18 protein-coding genes and 1 other RNA gene are annotated in these 21,201 nt (G+C 60.9%); 1 reads left to right on the top strand and 18 read right to left on the bottom strand.

Going from position 1 to position 21,201, the window contains the following annotated elements; translation table 11 throughout:
* Positions 1 to 18: 18 nt before the first annotated feature.
* The 18 genes from murB to AC5YUO_RS11935 form a co-directional block, all read right to left on the bottom strand.
* Positions 19 to 984, bottom strand: coding sequence for a UDP-N-acetylmuramate dehydrogenase (gene murB / locus AC5YUO_RS12020; RefSeq protein WP_400813309.1), 966 nt, complete (start codon positions 982 to 984; stop codon positions 19 to 21).
* The gene (gene murC / locus AC5YUO_RS12015) at positions 981 to 2,396 is read right to left on the bottom strand and encodes a UDP-N-acetylmuramate--L-alanine ligase (protein WP_496153454.1); all 1,416 of its coding nucleotides are present in this window, start codon (positions 2,394 to 2,396) and stop codon (positions 981 to 983) included. The genes murB and murC overlap by 4 nt, the downstream gene beginning before the upstream one ends.
* Complete coding sequence (gene murG, locus AC5YUO_RS12010) at positions 2,393 to 3,529, bottom strand: undecaprenyldiphospho-muramoylpentapeptide beta-N-acetylglucosaminyltransferase (RefSeq protein ID WP_400813307.1); 1,137 nt, start codon at positions 3,527 to 3,529, stop codon at positions 2,393 to 2,395. Before murG ends, murC begins: the two co-directional genes overlap by 4 nt.
* A 6-nt stretch (positions 3,530 to 3,535) precedes the next feature.
* Positions 3,536 to 4,690, bottom strand: a complete 1,155-nt coding sequence (ftsW, locus tag AC5YUO_RS12005; RefSeq protein ID WP_004430748.1) for a putative lipid II flippase FtsW — start codon at positions 4,688 to 4,690, stop codon at positions 3,536 to 3,538.
* 5 nt (positions 4,691 to 4,695) lie between these two features.
* Positions 4,696 to 6,105: a UDP-N-acetylmuramoyl-L-alanine--D-glutamate ligase gene (gene murD / locus AC5YUO_RS12000; protein WP_496153453.1), complete on the bottom strand. Its 1,410-nt coding sequence runs from the start codon at positions 6,103 to 6,105 to the stop codon at positions 4,696 to 4,698.
* Between the two features lie 3 nt (positions 6,106 to 6,108).
* Entirely contained in the window at positions 6,109 to 7,209 is a 1,101-nt protein-coding gene (mraY, locus tag AC5YUO_RS11995) for a phospho-N-acetylmuramoyl-pentapeptide-transferase (protein ID WP_003522196.1), read from the bottom strand.
* 23 nt (positions 7,210 to 7,232) lie between these two features.
* The gene (locus AC5YUO_RS11990; RefSeq protein ID WP_496153452.1) at positions 7,233 to 8,666 is read right to left on the bottom strand and encodes a UDP-N-acetylmuramoylalanyl-D-glutamyl-2,6-diaminopimelate--D-alanyl-D-alanine ligase; all 1,434 of its coding nucleotides are present in this window, start codon (positions 8,664 to 8,666) and stop codon (positions 7,233 to 7,235) included.
* Positions 8,663 to 10,132: a UDP-N-acetylmuramoyl-L-alanyl-D-glutamate--2,6-diaminopimelate ligase gene (locus AC5YUO_RS11985; protein WP_496153451.1), complete on the bottom strand. Its 1,470-nt coding sequence runs from the start codon at positions 10,130 to 10,132 to the stop codon at positions 8,663 to 8,665. The genes AC5YUO_RS11990 and AC5YUO_RS11985 overlap by 4 nt, the downstream gene beginning before the upstream one ends.
* A gap of 57 nt (positions 10,133 to 10,189) precedes the next feature.
* Complete coding sequence (locus AC5YUO_RS11980) at positions 10,190 to 11,932, bottom strand: peptidoglycan D,D-transpeptidase FtsI family protein (RefSeq protein ID WP_400813303.1); 1,743 nt, start codon at positions 11,930 to 11,932, stop codon at positions 10,190 to 10,192.
* The gene (gene ftsL / locus AC5YUO_RS11975; RefSeq protein ID WP_400813302.1) at positions 11,932 to 12,492 is read right to left on the bottom strand and encodes a cell division protein FtsL; all 561 of its coding nucleotides are present in this window, start codon (positions 12,490 to 12,492) and stop codon (positions 11,932 to 11,934) included. Before ftsL ends, AC5YUO_RS11980 begins: the two co-directional genes overlap by 1 nt.
* 1 nt (position 12,493) lies before the next feature.
* The gene (rsmH, locus tag AC5YUO_RS11970; protein WP_496153450.1) at positions 12,494 to 13,519 is read right to left on the bottom strand and encodes a 16S rRNA (cytosine(1402)-N(4))-methyltransferase RsmH; all 1,026 of its coding nucleotides are present in this window, start codon (positions 13,517 to 13,519) and stop codon (positions 12,494 to 12,496) included.
* A 14-nt stretch (positions 13,520 to 13,533) separates the two neighbouring features.
* Positions 13,534 to 13,974: a division/cell wall cluster transcriptional repressor MraZ gene (gene mraZ / locus AC5YUO_RS11965; RefSeq protein ID WP_496153449.1), complete on the bottom strand. Its 441-nt coding sequence runs from the start codon at positions 13,972 to 13,974 to the stop codon at positions 13,534 to 13,536.
* Positions 13,975 to 14,374: 400 nt separating this feature from the next.
* Positions 14,375 to 14,776: RNase P RNA component class A (gene rnpB, locus AC5YUO_RS11960), an RNA gene on the bottom strand.
* Between the two features lie 56 nt (positions 14,777 to 14,832).
* Positions 14,833 to 16,023: an NAD(P)/FAD-dependent oxidoreductase gene (locus tag AC5YUO_RS11955; RefSeq protein WP_496153448.1), complete on the bottom strand. Its 1,191-nt coding sequence runs from the start codon at positions 16,021 to 16,023 to the stop codon at positions 14,833 to 14,835.
* Positions 16,024 to 16,082: 59 nt separating this feature from the next.
* A complete protein-coding gene (locus tag AC5YUO_RS11950; RefSeq protein ID WP_496153447.1) occupies positions 16,083 to 17,270 on the bottom strand; it encodes an NAD(P)/FAD-dependent oxidoreductase in 1,188 nt (395 codons plus the stop codon).
* 92 nt (positions 17,271 to 17,362) lie between these two features.
* The gene (locus AC5YUO_RS11945) at positions 17,363 to 17,902 is read right to left on the bottom strand and encodes a transglycosylase SLT domain-containing protein (RefSeq protein ID WP_113076569.1); all 540 of its coding nucleotides are present in this window, start codon (positions 17,900 to 17,902) and stop codon (positions 17,363 to 17,365) included.
* A 247-nt stretch (positions 17,903 to 18,149) separates the two neighbouring features.
* Entirely contained in the window at positions 18,150 to 18,929 is a 780-nt protein-coding gene (locus AC5YUO_RS11940) for an N-acetylmuramoyl-L-alanine amidase (protein ID WP_496153446.1), read from the bottom strand.
* The gene (locus tag AC5YUO_RS11935) at positions 18,926 to 19,666 is read right to left on the bottom strand and encodes a J domain-containing protein (RefSeq protein ID WP_003522185.1); all 741 of its coding nucleotides are present in this window, start codon (positions 19,664 to 19,666) and stop codon (positions 18,926 to 18,928) included. The genes AC5YUO_RS11940 and AC5YUO_RS11935 overlap by 4 nt, the downstream gene beginning before the upstream one ends.
* A 319-nt stretch (positions 19,667 to 19,985) precedes the next feature.
* Here AC5YUO_RS11935 and AC5YUO_RS11930 point away from each other — a divergent pair, with 319 nt between their 5' ends.
* Positions 19,986 to 21,197 (top strand): pyrophosphate--fructose-6-phosphate 1-phosphotransferase, encoded by a 1,212-nt coding sequence (locus AC5YUO_RS11930; protein WP_400813293.1) that lies wholly within the window; start codon positions 19,986 to 19,988, stop codon positions 21,195 to 21,197.
* Positions 21,198 to 21,201 lie beyond the last annotated feature (4 nt).

Here is a 21,201-nt window from a genome sequence, read left to right as displayed (position 1 = left end):
CGCAGCATCCGCCGGGGATTACGCCCCGAGGAAGGGTTCCACTTCGCGGCCCGGCATGAAAAGGCCTAGCCGCTTGATTTCCCATTCCAGCCGGATGCCCGACTTCTCGAACACGCGCTTGCGGATGGTCTCGCCCAGATATTCCAGATCGTAACCGGTCGCATGGCCCGTATTGATCATGAAATTGCAATGCAGCGACGACATCTGTGCGCCGCCGATGACGAGACCGCGGCCGCCCGCCTCATCGATCAGTTCCCAGGCGGAATGACCTTCGGGATTCTTGAAAGTGGAGCCGCCCGTCTGTTCGCGGATCGGCTGAACGGTCTCGCGATGGTGGCGCACGGCATCCATATCGGCGCGGATTTTCGCCTTGTCTTCCGGATAACCCTCAAACAGCGCGCCGGTGAAGATCAGGCCCGCATCGGCGCCGGAATGGCGGTAGCTGTAGCCCATATCCGCATTGGATAGCACATGCTGGTTGCCCTGACGGTCCACCGCATAGACTTCCACAACGCGATCGCGCGTCTCGCCGCCATTGGCGCCGGCATTCATGCGAAGCGCGCCGCCGATGGAGCCGGGAATGCCGTAAAAGAAGTGGAACCCGCCAATGCCATTATCCATGGCCATCGCCGCAATATGCTTGTCCGGGCAGATCGCACCGGCCTTGATGCGGTTTTCCCCCGCCAGCTCCACCTGGCCGAAACCCTTGGCGGACAGACGGACGACCACGCCCGGAATGCCGCCATCGCGCACCAGAAGGTTCGAGCCGACGCCGACCACGGTCAACGGCACGTCTTCCGGCAGAATTTTCAGGAAGGCGATCAGATCGTCGGTATCGTGCGGCTGGAACATGACTTCCGCAAGTCCGCCGGCTCTGAACCACGTCACGCGGTCCATGGGCGCATCCGGTGTCAGACGTCCCCGCAATTCATTTACCCCGTCGCCGAGCCTCCCCAGCAATTTAACCCCATCGACCTGTCTCATTCAGACTTTCCTGATATGCTCTTCAATTCCGAAGGCAGTACTGCTGCCCATTGCGTGATATTTCCAGCCCCCAAGAGAACCACGAAATCACCCGGATTCGCAATGCCTGCAACCACTGAGGCGAGATCTTCCCGTTTTTCGAGAAAACGGGCGTCCCGATGGCCGGCGGCCTTGATGGCCGAAACCAGCGCTTCCGAGCTTGCGCCTTCGATCGGATCTTCGCCCGCGGCATAGACCGGAGCAAGGATAATCGTGTCGGCATCGTTAAAACAATGCGCGAAATCGTCGAACAGGCTGGAAAGGCGGCTATAGCGGTGCGGCTGGTGCACGGCGATGATACGGCGCTTGCAGGCCTCCCGCGCTGCTGCCAGCACGGCCTTGATCTCGACCGGGTGGTGACCGTAGTCATCAAAGACCTGAACGCCATTGGCTTCGCCCGTCAGCGTGAAGCGACGCTTGACGCCGGCGAAGGAGGCAAGGCCCTTCTTGATGTCGGCTTCCGAAATGCCGAGACGATTGGCGACGGCGATTGCAGCCGTCGCATTCGACACATTGTGGCGGCCGGGCATCGGCAGGACGAGGTCCTTGAAGGAGAATATCTTGCCGGTGCGGCGACGGCGGATTTCCACGTCGAATACCGAGCGCGTGCCATCGATGCGCACGTTCGAAAAACGAACGTCGGCCTGCGGGTTCTCGCCGTATGTGATGACCTTGCGGTCCTCGATGCGGCCGACCAGCGCCTGCACTTCCGGGTGGTCGAGGCACATGACGCCAAAGCCGTAGAAAGGCACGTTCTCGACGAACTGACGGAACGCGGCGCGCACGGCATCGAAATTGCCGTAATGGTCGAGATGCTCCGGATCGATATTGGTGATGACGGCCACATCGGCCGGCAGTTTCAGGAAGGTACCGTCGGATTCGTCGGCCTCCACCACCATCCACTCGCCCTCGCCCATGCGGGCATTGGTACCATAGGCATTGATGATGCCGCCATTGATGACGGTCGGATCGAGATTGCCGGCTTCGAGCAGGGTTGCGACCATGGAGGTGGTCGTCGTCTTGCCATGGGTGCCGCCGATGGCGATGGCGTTACGGAAACGCATCAGCTCGGCCAGCATTTCGGCACGGCGAACGATCGGCAGGTGCTTTTCGCGCGCAGCAATGAGTTCCGGATTGTTCTTCTTGATGGCGGTCGAAACAACCACCACTTCGGCGTCACCGATATTATCCGCCGTGTGGCCGACAAAAACCTCGATGCCCTTGTCGCGCAGGCGCTGCACATTGGCGCTGTCGGCCTGATCCGACCCCTGAACGCGATGGCCGAGATTGTGAAGCACTTCGGCAATGCCGCTCATGCCGATCCCGCCTATGCCGATGAAATGCACAAGGCCTATGGCTTTCGGCATCTTCATGCCCCAACTCCTTCATTCTTCTTCTTGAATTCCTGTACGGACTGGCCGGAAGCGATCGCCTCCACCAGATCGGCCAGCACATCCGCCGCATGCGGTTTGCCGGTCGCCTTGGCCGCAGCCGCCGTTGCCGAAAGCCGATCCGGTTCCGAAAGCGCCGACATCAGCAGGCCGGACAGCTTCTGCGGCGACAGTTCCGCCTGCTTGATGACGCTTGCCCCGCCCGCCGCCGAAAGCGCGGCCGCGTTCGCCGCCTGATCGTGATCCAGCGCATGCGGATAGGGCACGAGGATCGACGGCCGGCCGATCACCGAAAGCTCGGATACGGTCGAGGCGCCCGAGCGGCTGATGACCAGATCGGCCTCACCGATGCGCGAGGCCATGTCGCCGAAGAAAGGCGAAACGTCAGCCTTTACGCCGAGCTTCTGGTAAGACGTTATCACATTGTCCTTGTCTTCGGGACGCGCCTGTTGCGTCACGACGATGCGCTTGCGCTGTTCGTCCTTCAGCAGGCAGATCGCTGCCGGAACGGCGCTGGAAAAGAACTGCGCGCCCTGGCTGCCGCCGAAAACCACGAGCTGGAAGGGCTCGCCCGTCTTTGAGGGCGTATAGGGAATTTCAGACGCCGCCAGCACCGCAGGGCGCACCGGATTGCCCGTCGCCACCGTCTTGTCGGAATATTGGCCGTTGGCAGGCGGCAGGAAACCGCCGGCAATCGCCTTCACGCGGGCAGCCAGCGCCTTGTTGGCGCGGCCCATCACCGCATTCTGCTCGTGGATGATGGAGGGAACGCCAAGCCCGGTCGATGCCAGAAGCGGCGGCACGGTGGGATACCCGCCGAAACCGACGACTGCGACCGGCTTCAGTTTGGCGACCAGCCGACGCGCGGCGCGCAGGCCCACCCACAGCTTCCAGAGCGATCGCGCCACCGAAATCGGGTTCTTCGAGCCGATGGTGGCGGAAGGCACCACATGGATTTCATCCGCCGGAAACTTGCCGGCATAACGTTCAGCGCGGCTGTCGGTGACGAGATGCACCGAAAACCCACGCGCTTTCAGCGTATGCGCCAACGCCTCGGCTGGAAAGACATGGCCGCCGGTTCCCCCGGCGGCAAGAAGAACAATACCCTTGCTCATAATCGTTTACTCCGCGGGAACGCCGGAACCGACGCGGAAGAAACTCCGCTCCTGCGCCCGCTTTTCGGGTCTGTGGCGTGTCAGCGCCAGAAGGAAGCCAGCGGTCACGCAGATCGCCATCATCGACGAACCACCATAGGAAATCAGCGGCAGCGTCATGCCCTTGGCGGGCATAAGCTCCAGATTAACGCCGATATTGATCATCGACTGCATGCCGATTTGAAGGACCAGACCGGCCACGGCGAAACGGCAGAAATCGTCTTTTTCCTTGAAGGCGTGCGACAGGCCGCGCAGTACGATGAAGGCGAAGATGGCCACCAGGAACATGCAGAAAACAATGCCGAATTCTTCCGCCGCCACCGAGAATATGAAATCGGTATGGCTGTCGGGAATGATGCGCTTGACGATGCCCTCACCCGGTCCGCGCCCGAACCAGTCGCCGCGAATGATCGCCTCGCGCGCCGTGTCCACCTGAAACGTATCGCCCTCGCCCGTCCAGAACCGGTCGATACGGCCCGCGACGTGCGGCAACATGAGATAGGCGGTCACAATGCCGCCGACGCCGAGGCCGCCGAGCATGATGATCCAGAACCACGGAACGCCGGCCATGAAGAACATGCCGCCCCAGACCACCGATGTCAGGATCGTCTGGCCGAAATCCGGCTGGGCGATCAGGAGTGCGGCCACGATGCCGAAGGTGATGATGGCGAAAAGATTACCGGGTATTTCAGGATGACGCGCCCGTTCGGCAAACAGCCATGCGCAGACGATCACGAAGGCCGGTTTCATGAATTCCGAGGGCTGGATCGAAAAGGTGCCGATGGAAATCCAGCGCCGCGCGCCCTTGACCTCGATGCCGAAGAACAGCGCGAAGATCATCATCAGCAGCGAAGCGATGAGCATGATGACCGCGACGCGGCGCACCTGGCGCGGCGACAGGAAGGACAGGCCGACCATGATCGCCAGCGACGGCACCATGAACATCGCCTGGCGCTCGACGAAGAAGAAGCTGTTGAGACCGATGCGCTCGGCAACGGCGGGCGAAGCGGCAAAGGACAGCATCAGGCCGATGCCCATCAGTGCGATGAACGCCGCCAGAAAGAAACGGTCGATGGTCCAGAACCACTCCGCGACCGGACCGCGATCAACTCGGCTTACCATGGCCTTCAGCCCCCTTTTCCAGAGTGAACGAGCATCGTCATGCCATCGAGCGCCGCGACCTGCGCGACGAACGAATCACCTCTGACTTCAAAGTTCTTATATTGATCGAAGCTTGCGCAAGCCGGGGATAACATCACGATATTGCCGGCCGTCGCGTCTTTTTCCGCATCCGCCGCCGCGTGTTGCACGGCCTTGTCCAGAGTGCCTGATATTTCGTAGGGCACCGCCTCGCCGAGCGTCGCCGCAAATTCGGCCGCCGCCTCGCCGATCAGATAGGCCTTGGCGATGCGCGGGAAGAGCGGCGAAAGGCTGGTGATGCCGCCGGCCTTCGACAGACCGCCGGCGATCCAGTAGATACGGTCGAAACTCGAAAGCGCTGGCGCTGCCGCATCCGCATTGGTGGCCTTGCTGTCATTGACAAAGGTGACATTGCCACGCCGGCCCACCGGCTGCATGCGATGCTTGAGGCCGGGGAAGGACTTGAGACCGGCACGAACCTCATCTTCCGATACGCCGACGGCGAGGCAGGCTGCAATCGCTGCCGCAGCGTTCTGTGCATTGTGGCTGCCGCGCAGGGTCTGGATACCGTCGAGATCGACCAGCAGCGAAGACGTGCCGCCATGCGCCCTGAGAATCCGGCTGCCTTCGGCATAGAGACCTTCGGAAACGACATTGCGCTTGGAGATGCGCTCCACCTTGACGCCGGCGCGCTCGATACGATCGGCAATCAGCGTCGAGTGACTGTCATCCACACCGACAATCGCCGTGCCGCTACCCGCCACCAGCCGTTCCTTGACGTCGGCATAATGCTGCATAGTGCCATGCCGGTCGAGATGATCGGGCGTCAGATTGAGCAGGATACCGGCCGTCGGATTGATCGTCGGAGCCAGATCGATCTGGTAGGACGAGCATTCCACCACGTAGAAACGTTGCGCCTTCGGCGGATCGAGGCTCAGCACCGCCGTGCCGATATTGCCACCGAGCTGCGTATCGCGGCCCGAAGCGTTGAGAATGTGGGCGATCAGCGCCGTTGTCGTCGACTTGCCGTTGGTGCCGGTAATCGCGATGAAGGGGCAATCCGGTGCATGTGCCCGGCGCTCGCGGATGAAAAGCTCGATATCGCCGATCACTTCGACGCCCGCCGCCTTCGCAAGGTCCACCGACCAATGCGGCTTCGGATGCGTCAGGGGCACGCCGGGCGCCAGCACGAAGGAGGAAAACGAAGACCAGTCAATCGTGTGAAGGTCCGCAGTCATAATGCCCTCGGCCGCGGCCTTGGCAACGCTGTCGGGATTGTCATCGAAAGCCACGACGTCGGCACCACCGGCAACAAGCGCCCGGGCGGTAACGAGACCGGAACCGCCGAGCCCGAAGAGAGCGACCTTCTTACCTCTAAACGACGTGACCGGGATCATCACTCACCTCAGCTTCAGGGTGGCGAGACCGAGCAGCGCAAGGCCCACGGAGATGATCCAGAAACGGATGACCACCTGGCTTTCCGTCCAGCCCTTTTTCTCGAAATGATGATGGATCGGCGCCATCAGGAAAACGCGCCTGCCCGTGCGCTTGAACCAGAAGACCTGGATGATGACCGACAGGGTTTCCATGACAAAGAGACCGCCGACGATGACCATGACGATCTCGTGCTTGGTGGCAACGGCGATGGAGCCGATGAGGCCGCCGAGCGCCAGCGAACCCGTATCGCCCATGAAGATGGCGGCGGGCGGCGCGTTGAACCACAGGAAGCCGAGGCCCGCGCCGATGACTGCGCCGACAATGACGGCAAGCTCACCCGTGCCGGGCACAAAATTGATCTGCAGATAATTGGCGAAAACCGCGTTGCCGGCGAGATAGGCGATCACGCCGAAGGTAGCGGCGGCGATCATGACCGGCACAATGGCGAGACCGTCGAGACCATCGGTCAGGTTCACCGCATTGCCAGCCCCAACGATGACAAAAGCGCCGAACAGCACGAAGAAATAACCGAGATTGATCACGAATTCCTTGAAGAAGGGAAAGGCGATGGAGCTGCCGAGCGTGCCGCCATGCGGCGCGGAGGCAAGCGCCATCTTCATCATGAAAAACACGGCAATCGCCGCGATCAGGAATTCGATGCCGAGACGGGCCTTGCCGGAAAAACCCTTGTCGCTCTGTTTCGTGACTTTCAGATAATCGTCGTAGAAACCGATGGCGCCGAAACCGAGCGTCACCATCAGAACGGCGACGACATAGACATTCGACAGATCACCCCAGAGCAGCGAACCGCCGAGAATGCCGGCAAGGATCATCAGCCCGCCCATGGTCGGCGTGCCGGCCTTCTTGAAATGCGTCTGCGGTCCATCGGCACGGATCGGCTGACCCTTGCCCTGACGCACGCGCAGCGAGTTGATGATGGCCGGTCCAAACAGGAAGACGATCAACGCAGAGGTGAACATCGCCGCACCCGCCCGGAAGGTGATGTACCGGAACAGGTTGAAGATTTGAATTTTATCCGACAGTTCGACGAGCCAGATCAGCATAATTGCCCTTTCAAAAGGCTATTTCAGACTTGGCGTTCCGTCTCGGGGAATGCCGGATACTTGTCAAGCAGGGCGGCGACAATCTTGCCAAAACCGAGCCCAAGTGACGATTTTACCATCAGCGCGTCTCCCGGTTGCACCCACTGCAGGGCAAAATCGGTGAGTTCCGCCGTCGTCGGGAACCAGATGACGGTGACGCTATCAGGCAACGCGTCGCGCAACGCCGCCATCGCCTCGCCCGCGAGCCAGACATGTTCGATTCCCGCCGCAAGCAGCGGTCCTGCCAGTTCCTCGTGCAACTGCGCGGAAAACTCGCCCATTTCCAGCATGTCGCCGAGAACCGCGACGCGCCGGCCATGGCCCTGCGTTTCCGTTTCCGCCAGCACGGCAATCGCCGCGCGCATGGACGCCGGATTGGCATTGTAGCTTTCATCGATCAGCAGGAAGGATCCGCTTTCAATCGTCAGGCGGTGGCGCTGGCCGCGCCCCTTCACCGCCTCAAGCGTTCCGAGCGCCTCGAAAGCCCGGTCAAGATTGGCGCCGGTGACGGCAACGGTGCCCAGCACGGCCATGGCGTTATCGGCAATGTGCCGGCCGGGAATGTTGATGTGCAACTCGCTGGTTTCGCCGTTCAGGATCGCCCAGATCGTTGAGCCCGTCGTCGTGCTCTCGAAATCCGCAAGGCGGAAATCGGCCTTGGCGTGCTGCCCGAAGGTAAGGATATGTTCGATACCCTGTTCCTGCGCCGCTTCTTCAAGCTGCTCGAACTGGGCGTTGTCGCGGTTGAGGATGACCGAACCGCCCTCTTCCAAGCCTTCGAAAATCTCCGCCTTGGCGGCGGCGATCTCTTCGATATTCTTGAAATTGCCGAGATGGGCCGGCGCGATGGTGGTGATGATCGCCACATGCGGACGGACCATCTTTACCAGCGGCCGGATTTCGCCGGAATGGTTCATGCCGATTTCGAAGACACCGAATTCCGTGTCCGCCGGCATGCGCGCGAGTGTCAGCGGCACGCCCCAATGGTTGTTGAAGGACGCCACCGCCGCATGCACCCGGCCCGAAGGAGCCAGAGCCTGCCGCAGCATTTCCTTGGTGGTGGTCTTGCCGACCGAGCCGGTCACCGCGATGATGCGCGCAGACGTTCTTTCGCGCGCCGCAATGGCAAGCTTGCCAAGGGCTGCGAGCACGTCTTCGACCACGATCATCGGCACGGTCAGGCGACCGAGCGCCGGCAGCTTGGCTTCGGCAACGACCAGAAGACCGGCGCCGTTGGCAACGGCGAAGCTGGTATAATCATGACCGTCCACCCGATCCCCCTTGATCGCGAAGAAGGCCTCACCCTGTTTGACCGTCCGGCTGTCAATGGAAATGCCGGTGATACCGGTCGGCAGGTTGCCCACGGGGCGTCCTGCCGTGATGGCGATCATGTCAGCGACTGTCCATAACCAGCTCAAATCTTCGATCCTTCCAGCCCTGCCAGTGCACCGCGCACCTGTTCATGATCGGAAAACGGTAGCGTCACGGAGCCGACGATCTGCCCTTCTTCATGCCCCTTGCCGGCAACGATCAGCGTGTCGCCATGCGACAGCATCGACACCGCATGGCGGATCGCCTGCGACCTGTCGCCGATTTCCAATGCGCCGGGTGCCGCCGCCATGACCTCGGAGCGGATCGTCGCGGCATCTTCCGAACGCGGATTATCATCAGTGACGATGACGATGTCGGAGAGACGCGTCGCCACCTCACCCATGATCGGACGCTTGCCCTTGTCGCGGTCGCCGCCGCAACCGAAGACGGTGATGATACGGCCCGAGGTGAAGGGGCGCACAGAGGTCAGAACATTTTCCAGCGCATCCGGCTTGTGGGCGTAATCCACATAAGCAAGCGCGCCGTTCTTCGTCTGGCCCACGAGCTCCAGACGGCCGGCAGCGCCGATCAGCTTTTCAAGCGCCTTCAATGCTGTCGAAGTCGGAACGCCGGTGGAGATGGCAAGACCGGCGGCAACAAGCGCATTCGCAACCTGGAAATCACCCGCCAGCGGGATATCGACTTCATAAATAACGCCGTCATGATGCACTTCGATCATCTGCTTGTGACGGAAATGCTCGACACGCTTCAGCGTCAGATATCGGCCCTTGCGGCCGACGGTGCGCACATCGAGACCCGCTTCGTGCGCCGCCTGTATGGCCTTGTCCGACCATGGGTCGTCAGCGAAGATCACGGCGGGAGCGCCTTTTTCCATCAGCGTATCGAAGAGCCGCATCTTTGCGGCCATGTAATCCTCGATGGTCGGATGGTAATCCATGTGGTCGCGGCCAAGATTGGTGAAGCCGGCAGCTGAAAGCCTGACGCCGTCGAGACGGCGCTGGTCGAGGCCGTGGCTCGAAGCCTCCATTGCCGCATGCGTCACGCCTTCGGCGGCAAGTTCGGCCAGAAGCGCATGCAGCGTCACCGGATCAGGCGTCGTCAGCGCGCCATAATCCTCGCGGCCGGGAGCGATGACGCCCGTGGTGCCGATCTGCGCGGCGGCATGGCCGGCAAAAGCCCAGATTTGCCGCACGAAGGAAGCAACGGATGTTTTGCCCGCCGTGCCGGTGACGGCAACCATGATTTCAGGCTGTTTTCCATAAAAACGGGAAGCGGCAAGCGAGAGATAAAGGCGCGGGTCTGAGACAACCAGAACCGGCACGTCGGCTTCCACCGCGTGCCCGGAAACAACGGCGACCGCACCTTTGGCGACCGCGTCCTTCACATAGGCCGCACCATCAGCCTTGGTGCCCGCAACCGCCACGAACAGGCTGCCGGGCTGAGCCTTGCGGCTGTCTGCGGTGATCCCCCCGATTTCGATTGCCCCGATCCTTGACAGGAGCAATTCATTCAATTCCGGAAACGCATTTCCGGATATATCTCGCAAATTCATCGACTGTTTCCGTCTTGTCCCCCCGGCACGAATCGCCGGAACATCATAAGCTAACAATCAATAAGACACGAGCAAGGCCGAGCCGTCCTTGCCGAACTTCGGCTTTACGCCCAGCACCGCCGCCGTGCGGGTGATGATATCGTGCACCATGGGTGCGGCCGACGTGCCGGCGAGCGCCGCACCGTTGCCCTTGTCCGTCTTCGGCTCATCGATGAAGGACAGCACCACATATTGCGGGTCGTCCATCGGGAAGGCCGACAGGAAGGCGTTGAAGTTCTTGTCGTGCACGTAACGTCCGTTGACGACCTTGTCAGCCGTGCCGGTCTTGCCGCCGACGTTGAAGCCGTCGACGCGCGCATTGCGGCCGGAACCGTTGACGCCGTTCCATTCGAACAGGAAACGCATGTCCTTGCTGGCGCCCGGTTTCAGAACCTGCTTCGCCACCTGATCCGCCTGCTCGCGGGTACGCGGCAGGAATGTCGGCTCGATCAGTTTGCCGCCATTGACGAGTGCCGCACCGGCGACCGCCGTCTGCAGCGGTGTCGTGGAAACGCCGTGACCGAAGGAAATGGTGATGGAGTTGATCTTCTTCCATTCACGCGGCTGCGACGGCAAAGCCACTTCCGGCAGTTCGGTCTGCATGCGGGTCAGGAGGCCAAGCCTTGTGAGGAATTCCTTGTGGCCTTCGGTGCCGACAGTGTCGGCGATCTTGGCCGTACCGATGTTGGACGAATACTGGAAGATTTCCGGCACCGAAAGCATCCGGCCCTTGCCGTGGAAGTCCTTGATGGTGAAGCCACCAATGCGGATCGGGTAACGCGCATCAAACATGTCACCGAGACGGACGCGGCCCGAATCGAGACCCATGGCAATCGTAAAGGACTTGAAGGTGGAACCCATTTCGAACGTGCCGTTCGACATGCGGTTGAGCCAGCCTTCCTTGGCGCCTTCGGCCGGGTTGTTCGGATCGTAATCCGGCACCGAGGCCATGGCGAGAACTTCACCGGTATGCACATCCAGAACCACGGCGCCCGCACCGATCGCCTGGAACTTGGCGATCGCCGCGGTCACGACTTCACGAACGATGGACTGCACACGCAGATCGATGGAAAGCTTCACCGGCTCCAGCGGCTGGTCGCTGGTCATGCCAAGCGCCGTCAGATCGGCAAGGCCCTGGCTGTCGACGTAACGTTCCATGCCCGCAACGCCGCGATTGTCGATATTGACGTGGCCGACGACATGGGCGGCGGTCGGCCCGCCGGGATAAAAGCGGCGCTTTTCCGGGCGGAACCCGACGCCGGGAATGCCGAGCGCCAGGATCTGGCTCTGCTGCTTCGGCGTCAGCTGGCGGCGCAGCCACTGGAAACGCGAATTGGAGGAAAGCTTCTGATAGGTACTGCGCTGATCGAGGTCAGGCAGCACGGTGCGCAGCTTCTCAATGGCCTCATCGATATCGACGATGCGATGCGGTTCGGCAAACAGCGAGACGGTGCGGATATCGGTGGCCAGCACCTCGCCGTTACGGTCGAGGAGATCGGGGCGCGACGCCATCAGCCTGTCTGCGGGCGCGATGCTCGACACCGTTTCCTGTTCCGCCATGCCATATTGCACGAGACGGCCGCCCACGACGGCATAAAAGGCGACGAAACCGAAAATGAGAAGGCCGACGCGGCTTTTCGCCTGGGCGGCGCGCTTCTTGCGGGCACCCTCAAAAGCCGCATGATCCGTATAGACACCGGTGGTGCTGGCGGAAAAGTGAGCCTTGCTCTTCAGAACCATGACGCGGGAGAGAAAAGACATCAGCGGTTCACCGATCCTGTTATGGTTTCATCCATCTCGCCGGTTTCATCGCCAGCGGTGGCGGAAGCGACCGGTACAGGTGCCGGCGCCGGACGTGAAACGCGTGCGCGGGGCGTGGGCACCGGAACGCCGTTCACGGCGATCTGGCCTGCAGGCGGCGATTTCGGCTTCGAAGCGCCACCGAGCGTGGCGCCCGGCTTGGAACCGTTGACGGCGGCGGCAATCACGTCCTCGACGCTCATGCCCTCAGGCTCGGGCGGCTGCGGCAATTGCGAACGCAGCATGGGAAGCTCGCGCGGCTGCGCCAGTTGCGTCGGCAGCGTCGGCGAAAGGCCGAGTTCCGTCTGATAGGCATTGACCAGACGGTGCAGACGGTTCGGCTGCGTCAGCAGCGCCCAGTCGGCCCGCAGAAGATCGATCGTATCCTTTTCAAGCTTGATCTCGGCTTCCAGCTTGCGGACTTCCTCAAGTTTGAGGTCGGCCTTGTGCTTGATCGAATAGGTGACGACCGCGGCCGCGACCATCACACCCATCAAGATGACATCGAAAGTGCGCAGCATATCAGCCTCCCATCTTTTCAAGGCTGGCGAGATCGGGAAGTTCGAAGATCGAGAAATCCGCGGCCCGTGCCGGTGCGGTGGTGCGCAGGCCAGCCCGCAGCTTGGCGGAACGGGCACGCGGATTAAGCTCCGCCTCCTCGTCGCTGGCAGCGATCATCGGCTTGCCGATAGCATCGAAAATAGCCGGCTTGTCCTCGACCATCGGCAGATGCCGGGAACCGGCGGCCTTGCCGGAACGGTCGGAGAAGAATTTCTTGACGATGCGGTCTTCCAGCGAATGGAAGGTGACGACGACCAGCCGGCCGCCGGGCTTCAAGGACCGCTCTGCAGCGAACAGCGCCTGCGCCAACTCGCCAAGCTCGTCATTGACGAAAACACGCAGCGCCTGAAACACGCGCGTCGCGGGATGGATTTTATCCTTCGCCTTGCGCGGCGTGACGATCTCGATGAGGCCAGCCAGATCGCGGGTGGTGCGGAAGGGCTCCTCCGCCCGCTTCTTCTCGATGGCGCGGGCAATGCGACCCGGCTGCTTTTCCTCACCGAGAAAACCGAAGATGCGAATGAGATCGCCGACCTTCGCGCGGTTGACGACATCGGCCGCCGAAACGCCGGAAGCGGACATGCGCATGTCGAGCGGACCGTTCTTCTGGAAGGAGAAACCCCGCTCGGCCTCGTCGATCTGCATGGAGGAAACGCCGATATCGAGAACGACGCCATCAAGCCCACCCTCGGGGGCGTGCTTGGCCAGATCGGAAAATTGCGACTGGATAAGGTTCAACCGGCCGCCATTGCTGGCAACCATGGCCTGACCGCCGGCGATCGCTGTCGGATCGCGGTCCAGCGCGATGACATTTGCACCCTGATCGAGAATGGCCTGGGTATAACCGCCGGCGCCAAAGGTGCCGTCGAGAATGATCTTGCCGGGTGCAGGCTCCAGCGCGGCAATGACTTCGCGAAGCAGGACCGGGATGTGACGCTGAGGTCCGCCATCGGCATCAGAAGATCGCCCGCCAGAATTCGCCGCCATTCCGTGTCCCCGTCCTATGCGGGGCGAGCAGCCGAAAAACCGCGCCCCGCTCTTGCTTCCGCCTGCGCCGCCAGAAACGCATTCGGTTGCCAAAGCTGAAAATGATCCGCCCGTCCGACGAAGGTGACCTCGGTGGAGATGCCGGTGAATTCCCGCACGAAATCCGTCACCATCAATCGACCTTCCTGGTCGAGCTTCATGAAAACGCCGCCGCCGTGAACAAGCAGCGACATTGCGTTCGCTTGCGGCGAGAAGGCATCCATGGACGCTATCTGCCGCTCGTAGCGCTCCAGCAAATCCGGACCGCCGACACTGATTGCCGGAAAGGCGAAATCCTGGAGACAATAAAGCTCCTGAATGCCGCGCCTGACCAGCACCGAACGAAACGGAGACGGAACCGAAACGCGCCCCTTGGCGTCGATCCTGTTCGTCACGTTCGATAAAAAGCGGTCCATTACTCAACTCGCCAAAACCGCATGCCGCAAAGCGATCCATCCGCTCCGCAGCCGACACCGGTACGCACGACACATCGCCAAGCGCCAAGGCGACGTGCCCTGCAGCAGCCCCTCGTAGGCTCCTCACTCGTTTCAGCGATTGCGGGTCAAAAACACGACCCAATGTGGTGTGCATTTGGGATATCATGGGACACTATGGGCGTCAATGGGAGAAGCCGGCACGATACCGACTTCGCATCGGAAATTCATAAGCCGTTAAGTTTAACGAATGGTTTACTTCAGGCGCGTCGATGCGCTTTCACGGCGCGGAAAGGCGCGGTGAAACAAGAATTTTTCCTTTATGAAACAACAGAATGATTACGTCTTTTCGGAACTCCCGCTCCGGAGCCGAAAAGGAAAATTCGCCAGTTGGCCTGTAAGCCGGGTTCTGTATGGCCCCGGTTTGACCCGGAACGTGGCAGCCATTCATCTGGGACGGCATTTGCATGCCGCCTCGCGCAACCCACCCGGATGACGGGCCCGGAAACCGGCTGTGAACGGGCTTTCGCCCGCCCCGTGTCATCCCTATTCGGTCTTGCTCCCGGTGGGGTTTACCTTGCCGCCGCTGTTACCAGAAGCGCGGTGGGCTCTTACCCCACCCTTTCACCCTTACCATGCGATGCATGGCGGTTTGCTCTCTGTGGCACTTTCCCTGGGGTCGCCCCCGCCGGACGTTATCCGGCACCGTATTTCCGTGGAGCCCGGACTTTCCTCACCTTACCGTCTTTCGACATTGGTAAAGCGCGGCTGCCCGGCCAACTGGCATGGGCTGCATAACCATGTTCCGAAACGAAAGCCACCGAAAAGCGCAGAGAAAGATCAAAGAAATGCCGGTTTGAAATCCGTCGAGAAGGCCCCGTCGGCGATTTCCCCGTCCCGCAGCAGCACAGCACCGAGCCGGCCGATCTCATCGGAACTCTTGGCCGCGGTGCCGTTGCCACCGGTCAGAACCGCGATGCGCGGCGAGGCGGTGAAGCCGATGGCCGGATAACCGCTTCGCGTTTTGGAGACGACGCAGGCGGCCATCGAGACCCGCGAGAGATCGATGGAAGGCACCAGCGTTCCGACAATCCCCGAGAGATGATCGCGCACGCTTTCGCGCCCCCCGGAGCGAAACCATTGCCGGATTTCCGGATCGCTACCGAGCCTCTTGTCGTCCGGATCGCCACCGATCTTCAGGTAGAATTTTCCGTCGGGATAACGCACCGGCGGCAGGAGATAGATATGTTTGGTCGTATCACGCGGTTCGTAGATCAGCGACGGCATGCCCGCATATTGCCCAAGGTCATCCTCGTCTATCTCGAAGAAAGCGACGGTACGGGCATAAACATCAAGCCCGACCGGTTGCGGCAGCAGATCTTTGGTGATCGAGAACCCGCCGGCCGCCACCAGCACCCGGTCTGCGGTATAAACCGCACCGGAAGCCGTCCGCACCGAGGCGCGACCATCCTCTTCCCGCGTCGAGACGACAATATCGTCGATCAGCGTAACGCCCGCCTTTCCCGCCAATACGGCCTGCGCCTTCACCAGTGCGCGCGGGTTGACGTAACCGGCATTGTCCCTCTCAAACACGCCTTCGCAACCCTGTTCGAAGGAGAAATAGGTAAAGCGGCTTTTAAGGCTATGGTCCTCAAGCAGTTCCGTGGAAACGCCGAGCCGAGCCGCCGCTTTCAGAACATCGTCGACAAAGGGATTGGCGCCGCCCCGTTGAGGTCCAACCATCAGGCAACCGACCGGCGCGTAAAACTCGACACCGCTGCGTGTGGCAATATCGGCATAACGCGCGATGGAACGGTTGGCGAGCAAGGCCCAGTCGGCATCGCCATCGATGGTGCGGGTAATCCGCGCCTCGTCATAGTGGCTGGCGAAGACGCCCTGATGCGATTTGATGTCGGCAGGTTCGCCGGGACCGATCAGCGCGACGCCATCCACCGTTTCGGCCAGATGGCGGGCGGCAGCCGCACCCATCATGCCGCGACCCACGACGATGTATTTGAAATGTCCCGACATGCCGCCCTCTTCACCCGCTCATTTCCGTCGCAACCTTGTAGCCGCTTCCTCCCTGAATGTCAGACGAAAACCGGCGACATTTCGGCGGCGAATTCGTCCTCGGTCAGCTGTCCGTTCAAAAGCAGCATCGCGCCCAGCCGTCCGATCTCGTCCGAAGACTTGGCGGAGACGAAATTGCCGCCTGTCAGAACCGCGATATTGGAGGATTGCGTATAGCCGATATAGGGATAACCGCTGCGGGTAATCGAGGCGACACAGGAGCCCGAAGTGACCGGGCAACCGGCGAGCTCAGGCATCAAGGATAAGGCCCGCTTTTTCAGGAACTCCACCTCATCAGGCGTACCATCCGAATGGAACCAGCCCACCGCCTCCGCAAGCGTTTCAAGCCGGCCCTTTTCGCTCTCGCCGCCGATCTTCAGATAGACCTTGCCATCGGGATAACGCACCGGCGGCAGGATGTAGACGATGTCGTCCTCGGTTTCCGCCAGTACGATGGTCGAAGGCATCGCACCGAAAAGGGCCTGCCGTGCCTCATCCAGTTCGAAAAAGACGATGGTGCGGCCCGTGGCCGCCATATCCACCGGTGACGGCAGAAGCTCCGCCATATTGGTGAAACCACCCGCCGCGACGATGACCTTTTCGGCCGTATAGGTGGCCCCTTCCCGCGTCTTGACCTCGACCCCACGGGAGGTATCGCGGATATGCACCGCCGTCTCCCGCACAAGCCGCGCGCCCTGCGCTCCGGCAATCGCGCATTGCGCCTTCACCAGCGCCCGTGGATTGACGTGGCCGGCATTGCTGGCCTCGAAATAACCGCCATGATCGGCAGGCAGCGAGAACATTGGAAATCGGTCGGCCAGCGCAGCGTTGCCAAGCGTTTCCACATCAAGACCAAGACGATCCGCCGAGGACAGCGCTCGCGACACATAGTCTCCCGCAAGCCCCTTGCCGTTGCCGGTGAACAGGCAGCCCGCTTCGGTGAAAAAGCGGATGCCGCTTTTGTCCTCGATCTCCGCATAACGCCGGATCGATCGCAACGCGAGTTCGGCCCAGACGGGATCGCCGTCAAAACCACGGGTGATACGCGCTTCGTCGTAATGGCTTGAAAACACGCCTTGATGGGTCTTGCGATCGGCCGGCTCGCCCGGCCCGATCAGCGCCACGCCATCCGTTTGCACGGAGAGATGCCGCGCCGCGGCCGCTCCCATCATCCCTGCCCCGACCACGATATATTTAAAATCCGGCATGTCATGCTCCGTATCAGATTTGTTTCTGACTACAGCATGCCGGACCGAACCGGAATCGCTTTTCGCAATTTCGCAGATGATCGATGGCGACCTCAGCCGGCCAGCAGCGCCTGCACCTTGCCGCAATAGCGCTTGGAGACCGGGTTCATACGGGTGGCGCCATGGCCTGCATTGTAACGCAGGATCGTGCTGCACACCTGACCGCCGCCCAGCTGATGCGCCGTCGCCAGATATTGCATGCCCCAGCGGATATTGGTCTCGGGATCGTAGAGCGCCTTGGTCGTGCCGCGATAGCCCATCATCCGCGCCGTTGCCGGCTTGATCTGCATCAGCCCGACCTCGCCGGCGCTGCCGCGGGCCTTGGGGTTGAACTTGCTTTCCACCGAAACCACGGCATGCGCCAGATTGGTGGGAACGCCGTAACGCTTGGCATATTTGACGATCAGATCGGAATAGTCGTTTCTGAGCGAAGAAGGCAGGCTCTTTTCGGGAATGGGATAACCGGGCTTGCGGAAGAAGGTCTCCAGCGTCACGGTTTTGGTCTTAACGTCCTCGTCTTTGGCAAAAGCAATTCCCGCCTGCGAAGCGAGCATAACAACGCCCGCCGCGACAGCAACAACAACCCTGTTCATATGTAGAAAAAGTCTCCAGATCGGATGACAGAAACAATGAAGCGACACAAATAATCTGCGCCCGGAAAGTCGATCTCGACCTTCCGCTGTCCGGTCTCCTTGATTGATATTGACGGCAGGTTCCCCTGAAGAACGTCACCGCATGCAGTGACGTTCTTAAACTTCCTCAATGCGGATTAACTGTGGCACAGTAAAAAAAGCGACTTGAAGAGCGAGAAAAAGAGGAACGCTTTTCCAGAATTCGCGTTTAAGCGGCCGAAAATCTCGGCAGGCTGGCGATCAGCCGATGCAGCGTGTCGATAGTGGAGAAATCCGCGATCCCATCCACCAGAGCGGGACGGAAATGCCGCTGGAAGGCAGCCACGGCGCCTTCCGTTTTTTCGCAATAAGCACCTGTAATTTCAACGCCGTATCCATAGATGGACAGCATCGACTGCAGCGCTTCGACCGGCTGGCCATGATCGCCGCGCTGGAAAAAGCGGCCGCCGCGGATCGGCGCGGGCTCCACCCAATGGCCGACACCGTGCTGCGACAGGATGTCCCACGGGAATTTTTCACCCGGATCGACCTTGCGGATCGGCGCGACATCCGAGTGCGCCAGCACCCTTTCAGGGGCGATATTCCAGCGCCGGCCGCAATCGCGACACAATTCGATAACGGCTTCCACCTGTTTCTTCGGAAATTCCGGCAGGCCGCCGGGATGGCCCTGATTGGCGATCTCGATGCCGATGGAGCGGGAATTGATGTCCTCATTCCCCGCCCAGATGCTTTTGCCCGCGTGCCAGGCACGGCGGGTTTCCGGCACGAGCTGGACGACGCGCCCATCCTCGAAGACGAAATAATGGCTGGAAACCTGACTTTCCGGATTGCAGAGCCAGGAAAGCGCGCCATCGGCCGTCGTCATGCCGGTATAATGCAGCAGGATAATATCGGGACCGGCCACATCGAGCCTTTCGCCATGGTTAGGCGAAGGCGCAACGGCTGCGCCCCCGAAATCCGGGGTGAAATCCGGCAGACATTCACTCATGCGACGCGGCGTTCTTTCTCGATGGCCGCATAGGCGGCGTTGAGAGCCGCCATACGCTCATTCGCAGCCGCATGCAATTCCATGGGAACGCCGCGTGCAATGAGCTTGTCAGGATGGTGTTCGGCAACCAGCGAACGGTAACGCCGGCGAATATCGGAAAAATCGTCGGAGGGCGAAACGCCGAGCACGCGATAGGGGTCGCGCCCGTCCATATGGACATGCCGCGCCATTATCGTTTCGAAGTGATCTTCGGTGATACGGAAGATTTCCGCGATCCGGCCGAGGAAGGCAAGTTCCCGCTCGTGGATCAGCCCGTCGGCCTTGGCAATGTGGAACAGGCCGTCGATGACGCTTTCCAGCATCTCGCAATTGGCGTGTCCGGAACCGCACAGACCGGCAAGCCGCTCCGCATAGGCCTCGTAACCGGCAACGTCCTGACGCGCGAGGTTATAAAGACGGGCTACGTTCTTGGCTTCTTCTTCCGGGAAATCGAAGATTTGCCGGAAGGCGCGCACCTCGGCATCGTTGACGACACCGTCGGCCTTCGCCATCTTGGCGGAAAGTGCGATGATGGCCACGGAAAAGGAAACCTTGCGGCGGGTTTCCGGGTCACCCTCAAATAGGGTGCGGATGGCTTCCACCACGCGCCCGAGCGCACCGCCTGCCGCGTCGCCGATTGCGCCGAGCAGCCGTTCCCACAGGGATGAAATTTGCAGACAGGCGAAATCGAACATCATGCGACAAGCATGACGGGATATTGCCGCGAATGCAATATGTCCGGAGGACCGGCGGCATTAACTTTTATTCATCTTTGCGACAGTTTTGCTTCAGGAACAAGAGTGCGGCACACGACGGGGTCATGGTTTTCCACAGACGACGGGGAACCGGACACCGGCCATGCCGATTGAAACGATTATATTCCGCCACTTTGCCCAAGCCGCTGAAAAACCGCGAGAAATCGGCATTGTTCTTCATAAATTCACTTTACACCTACACGCGGCTGTCGCATCCATTTGCCAGACATGTCTTTGGGTATATGTGAAAAGGAGAGCCATGATGGCCAAACAGAAAGTCGCAATGCTGACCGCGGGTGGCCTTGCGCCCTGTCTCTCTTCGGCCGTGGGTGGCCTGATCGAACGCTACAGCGACATCGCGCCTGAGATCGACATCATCGCTTACCGCTCCGGTTATCAGGGCGTGCTTCTGGGCGACCGCATCGAAATCACGAAGGACATGCGCGAAAAGGCGCATCTGCTGCACCGTTACGGCGGCTCGCCGATCGGCAACAGCCGCGTCAAGCTCACCAACGCCGCCGATTGCGCCAAGCGCGGCCTGGTCAAGGAAGGCGACAATCCGCTGCGCGTCGCGGCTGACCGGCTGGCAGCTGACGGCGTCACCATTCTCCACACCATCGGCGGTGACGACACCAATACGACGGCTGCGGACCTCGCCGCCTATCTCGGCGCCAACGGCTACAACCTCACCGTCGTCGGCCTGCCGAAGACGGTCGATAATGACGTGGTGCCGATCAAGCAGTCGCTCGGTGCCTGGACGGCGGCAGAGGTCGGCGCCGCCTTCTTCGACAATGTCAGCAACGAGCAGAGCGCCGCACCGAAAACCTTCGTCATCCACGAAGTCATGGGCCGCCATTGCGGCTGGCTGACGGCCGCCACCGCCCGCGCCTATATTCAGAAGACCAGCGGCAATGACTATGTCGAAGGCCTGATGATGAACACCCAGATGAAGAACATCGACGGCATCTATCTGCCGGAAATGGCCTTCGACATCGAGGCGGAAGCCGAGCGTCTCAAGGACGTCATGGACAAAAACGGCTATGTCACGCTGTTCGTTTCCGAAGGTGCCGGCCTCGACGCCATCGTCGCAGAACGGGAAGCTGCCGGCGAAGCGGTCAAGCGCGACGCCTTCGGCCATGTGAAGATCGACACCATCAATGTCGGCGGCTGGTTCCAGAAACAGTTCGCCGGCCTTATCGGCGCCGAGCGTTCCATGGTGCAGAAGTCGGGCTATTTCGCCCGCTCCGCCGCTGCCAATGGCGACGACCTGCGCCTCATCCAGGGCATGGTCGATCTCGCCGTCGAAAGCGCGCTCAACAAGGTCTCCGGCGTCACCGGCCATGACGAAGACCAGAATGGCAAATTGCGAACCATCGAGTTTCCGCGTATCAAGGGCGGAAAGCATTTCGACCTCTCTGCAAAATGGTTTACCGAAGTGATGGAACACGTCGGTCAGCCGTTCACAGCGGCCTGATTTT

This window comes from Agrobacterium sp. LEGMi-208b (genome assembly GCF_059511785.1).
Note: the sequence above shows the minus strand (reverse complement) of the source record. Positions and strands in the feature narration are given on the sequence as shown.

Excerpts from the sequence above, each read along its gene's own strand:
- murB (WP_400813309.1), bottom strand. The coding sequence starts at position 984 with ATGAGACAGGTCGATGGGGTTAAATTGCTGGGGAGGCTCGGCGACGGG.
- murC (WP_496153454.1), bottom strand. The coding sequence starts at position 2,396 with ATGAAGATGCCGAAAGCCATAGGCCTTGTGCATTTCATCGGCATAGGC.
- murG (WP_400813307.1), bottom strand. The coding sequence starts at position 3,529 with ATGAGCAAGGGTATTGTTCTTCTTGCCGCCGGGGGAACCGGCGGCCAT.
- ftsW (WP_004430748.1), bottom strand. The coding sequence starts at position 4,690 with ATGGTAAGCCGAGTTGATCGCGGTCCGGTCGCGGAGTGGTTCTGGACC.
- murD (WP_496153453.1), bottom strand. The coding sequence starts at position 6,105 with ATGATCCCGGTCACGTCGTTTAGAGGTAAGAAGGTCGCTCTCTTCGGG.
- mraY (WP_003522196.1), bottom strand. The coding sequence starts at position 7,209 with ATGCTGATCTGGCTCGTCGAACTGTCGGATAAAATTCAAATCTTCAAC.
- AC5YUO_RS11985 (WP_496153451.1), bottom strand. The coding sequence starts at position 10,132 with ATGAATTTGCGAGATATATCCGGAAATGCGTTTCCGGAATTGAATGAA.
- AC5YUO_RS11980 (WP_400813303.1), bottom strand. The coding sequence starts at position 11,932 with ATGTCTTTTCTCTCCCGCGTCATGGTTCTGAAGAGCAAGGCTCACTTT.
- ftsL (WP_400813302.1), bottom strand. The coding sequence starts at position 12,492 with ATGCTGCGCACTTTCGATGTCATCTTGATGGGTGTGATGGTCGCGGCC.
- rsmH (WP_496153450.1), bottom strand. The coding sequence starts at position 13,519 with ATGGCGGCGAATTCTGGCGGGCGATCTTCTGATGCCGATGGCGGACCT.
- mraZ (WP_496153449.1), bottom strand. The coding sequence starts at position 13,974 with ATGGACCGCTTTTTATCGAACGTGACGAACAGGATCGACGCCAAGGGG.
- AC5YUO_RS11955 (WP_496153448.1), bottom strand. The coding sequence starts at position 16,023 with ATGTCGGGACATTTCAAATACATCGTCGTGGGTCGCGGCATGATGGGT.
- AC5YUO_RS11950 (WP_496153447.1), bottom strand. The coding sequence starts at position 17,270 with ATGCCGGATTTTAAATATATCGTGGTCGGGGCAGGGATGATGGGAGCG.
- AC5YUO_RS11945 (WP_113076569.1), bottom strand. The coding sequence starts at position 17,902 with ATGAACAGGGTTGTTGTTGCTGTCGCGGCGGGCGTTGTTATGCTCGCT.
- AC5YUO_RS11940 (WP_496153446.1), bottom strand. The coding sequence starts at position 18,929 with ATGAGTGAATGTCTGCCGGATTTCACCCCGGATTTCGGGGGCGCAGCC.
- AC5YUO_RS11935 (WP_003522185.1), bottom strand. The coding sequence starts at position 19,666 with ATGATGTTCGATTTCGCCTGTCTGCAAATTTCATCCCTGTGGGAACGG.
- AC5YUO_RS11930 (WP_400813293.1), top strand. The coding sequence starts at position 19,986 with ATGGCCAAACAGAAAGTCGCAATGCTGACCGCGGGTGGCCTTGCGCCC.